The organism is Ornithinimicrobium sp., assembly GCF_051004135.1.
Taxonomy (GTDB): domain Bacteria; phylum Actinomycetota; class Actinomycetes; order Actinomycetales; family Dermatophilaceae; genus Ornithinicoccus.
In genome coordinates, this window is record NZ_JBPCKQ010000197.1 from 1 (window position 1) to 2,644 (window position 2,644).

The following is a 2,644-nucleotide window of genomic DNA, read 5'->3' on the forward strand; positions in this document are numbered from 1 at the left end:
GGTGACCACCGACGCGGTGCCGGTGCTCGGGGGCTACGGCTACGTCGAGGACTTCCCCGCTGAGCGCTACCTGCGCGAGGCCAAGGTGCTGCAGATCGTCGAAGGCACCAACCAGGTCCAGCGGGTCGTCATCGGCCGCGCGCTGACGTCGTGAGCGCTGCGCCGCTGGACGAGCTCGACCGCGCGCTGCTGGCGCTGCTGACCGCTGACGGACGCACCTCGTACGCCGACCTCGCCCGGGACACCGGCCTGTCCACCAGCGCGGTGCACCAGCGGGTGCGCCGGCTCGAGCAGCGGTCCGTCATCCAGGGCTACGCCGCCCGGATCGACCCGGTGGCCGTCGGCCTGCCGCTGGCGGCGTTCATCTCGATCCAGCCGATCGACCCGGCCGCGCCGGACGACGCACCCGAACGGCTGCGCCACCTGACTGCGGTCGAGGCCTGTCACAGCGTGGCGGGGGACGAGAGCTACATCCTGCAGGTGCGCGTCGCCGGACCGGCCGAGCTCGAGCAGCTCCTTCAGGAGGTGCGCGCGCTGGCCGGCGTGTCGACCCGCACGACCGTCGTGCTCAGCGCGCCCTGGCAGGGCCGTACGGCGCCGCTCCCGCCGCCGGACTGATATGGAGGTGGGTCTTGTCAAGGGTCAGGCGGGACCCAACGCTCTACCCCCCGAGTGCTGGCGGAGTTCTGAGCGTTCTTCTTCGGCTTCCCGGTAGCCCTGGAGGCCGTGGAGCGCAGTCGTGGTCAAGGGCGTTGTTCCCTTGACCACGGCGAGCACCGCGGCATGCTGGACGGCGGCGGGAACCGTGGAACCAGGTGGGGAGAGGCCGGCCGGTAGGTGGGCGGCGTGCGTGTCAGGACGACGCGCGGTCAGACTGATATACGCGGGTTGGTTACCGCAGGACGGGGCTGTTCGGCTGGAGCGCTCCGCTTGTCTAGAAGTCGAGCGTCGCTTTCGGAAACGGACTTCCTGGGCTGCTCATAGTCCGATCGCGGGTGCGTTCCACGCGCTGCCGCCGCCCTCTACCGGCCGGCCCCCGTCAAAGGGGCGGGTCGCGCTGTCAGCGGGCCGCGCCGGGGGGAGCGTCGTCGTCCAGGGTGGCCAGTGACCAGCACCAGCCGGCGAGCTCGCGGGCGACGGCGACGTTGGCGATCACGGGCCGCTTCTTGCGCTGGTCGAAGGCCAGCCAGCGCTGGTGCAGCCGGATGTTGCCGGCGTGTCCGCGGGCCTTGGCGGCCGCCGGCGCTAGCTCCCAGCGGTCCCGCATCGTCTTGGACGGGGTGCGGTAGGGCTGCTTGTGGTGCCAGGCGGCCTCGACCAGCAGCCGGCGGGCGTGGCTGTTGCCGGCCTTGGTGATCGACCCTTGGCTGCGGCTGCCACCGGAGGAGTGCTCGGTCGGGACCAGCCCGAGGAAGGCCCCGATGCTGTTGCCGGTGAACCGGGTCCAGTCACCGACCTCGACCGCGAGACCGAACGCCGTCAAGGTGGAGATCCCGCGCAGGCACGACAGCCGCAGCACCATCGGCGCCCAGGCGGGGTCCGCGGCCAGCTCCACGATCGTGGTGTCCAGGCGGTCCCGGCGGTCCGCGGTCAGCAGCACCGTCTCCAGCGCACTGTCATAGGCCACCGCCAACGCCGGGCTGTCGAAGTTCTGCCGGCGCAGCCACGCGTGGTGCGCGACCGTCCACGCCCTCCCGCCCGAGTAGACGACCCCTTGGCGCAACAGCAGCTTGGAGGTGCGGTGCCGAGCGCGCATCAGATCACCCCGGACATCCTCCCGGGCCCGAACCAGATCTCGGGCGGCCTCCTGCGCCACGCCCGGGACCGCCACCTCCACGATCTCCCCCAGGCGCAGCAGCCGCGCCAGCAGCAACGCGTCCCGGGTGTCGGTCTTGACCCGGTCACCGCAGGGCCGCTGCACCTTGCTCGGCGCCGCGACCAGGCACCGGGTCTGCCGCTCACGCAGGAACCGGGCCAACCCGAAGCCGGTCGGTCCAGCCTCGTAGACCACCGCCACCGGGCCCGGCAGGCCCCGCAACCACGTCAAGATCACCTCATGGTCCGGAGCCAACCGGGCCCGGAACACCTCACCTGTGTCGTCGTCGATGCCGCACGCCACCACCGATCGTGCGTGCACATCCAGACCAACGCTCGTACGCTCTCGCTTCACCTGGGCCTCCCGCAATGTCGGCACTACCGGCCAGGTTCACCCCGACCGGCAACCCACGACAACCCTTGCGCGTGAGGCCCCGGCCCGACGACCGGGCACCTCCATACCGTCTAGCGCACGCAGATTGCGATGTTCGCCGCCGGCGTCGCCACCCGATGCCTCCACGTCGCTGGACATGAAGAGATCGGTAGTGGCCGGCAACCGCGACCCCTGCGCACGACACGCAGGTGGTTCCATGACTGGCAACCGGGGTGGTCCCATAACCGTGGCAAAAACTCGCTCAGGCCGGTCCCATGCTCGTCGTGGCTAGCCACCACCAGCCGAACCGGACTCACCGTCCACGCCGAAGCCGACACCAACAGCTACCCCAGTGGACCGTCCCCGCTTCCGTGGACACAGTGTTTGAAAGCCGCCCGATCCGTCGGGAGTAGCAAGTATGGGTTCGACTCGCCGCAGCTTCACTGAGGAGTACAA

Annotated in this window: 3 protein-coding genes; 2 read left to right on the forward strand and 1 reads right to left on the reverse strand. The window is 70.5% G+C overall.

Going from position 1 to position 2,644, the window contains the following annotated elements; genetic code table 11:
* On the forward strand, positions 1–154 hold a 154-nt coding region (locus ACR2FV_RS13890; RefSeq protein ID WP_434016292.1), incomplete at its 5' end, for an acyl-CoA dehydrogenase family protein.
* A complete protein-coding gene (locus ACR2FV_RS13895; protein ID WP_434016290.1) occupies positions 151–618 on the forward strand; it encodes an Lrp/AsnC family transcriptional regulator in 468 nt (155 codons plus the stop codon). The genes ACR2FV_RS13890 and ACR2FV_RS13895, both read left to right, overlap by 4 nt.
* A gap of 442 nt (positions 619–1,060) precedes the next feature.
* Here the strand turns inward: ACR2FV_RS13895 and ACR2FV_RS13900 are convergent, their stop codons facing one another.
* Positions 1,061–2,170: an IS110 family transposase gene (locus ACR2FV_RS13900; protein ID WP_434016291.1), complete on the reverse strand. Its 1,110-nt coding sequence runs from the start codon at positions 2,168–2,170 to the stop codon at positions 1,061–1,063.
* Positions 2,171–2,644: the final 474 nt, after the last annotated feature.